This is a genomic window from Pseudomonas sp. YuFO20 (genome assembly GCF_035064975.1).
GTDB classification, from domain to species: Bacteria; Pseudomonadota; Gammaproteobacteria; order Pseudomonadales; family Pseudomonadaceae; genus Aquipseudomonas; species Aquipseudomonas putida_AE.
In genome coordinates, this window is record NZ_JAXDEO010000198.1 from 1 (window position 1) to 403 (window position 403).

The 403-nt window shown below is 65.3% G+C and carries 1 protein-coding gene; it reads left to right on the plus strand.

What is annotated here, in order from left to right:
• A partial coding sequence (locus SOP85_RS31250; RefSeq protein WP_323629441.1) for a caspase family protein occupies positions 1 to 403 on the plus strand: 403 nt, incomplete at both ends.

A 403-nucleotide genomic window follows, 5' to 3' on the forward strand; every position in this document is an offset into this window, starting at 1 on the left:
CACTCGACCGGGTGCTGTTTGCGATCGAGCCGGCCAAGCAACTGCGCCTCGTCATCCTCGATGCCTGCCGGGACAATCCTTTCGCCAAGACGATGAAGCGCACGATCGCTGCCCGCGCCATCGGCCGCGGCCTCGCCAAGGTCGAACCGACCAGCCCGAACACCATGATCGCCTTCGCGGCCAAGGCGGGTTCGACCGCCTCCGATGGTGATGCAAAGAACAGCCCGTTTGCCACAGCGCTGGTCGAACGCCTCCCGACTCCCGGCCTCGACCTTGGCAAGGCCTTCCGATTCGTTCGCGACGACGTGCTCAAGGCCACCGGCAACAAGCAGGAGCCGTATGTCTATGGCTCGCTCGGAGGAGATGACGTGGCGCTGGTTGCGGCAAAACCGACCGTCGCCGG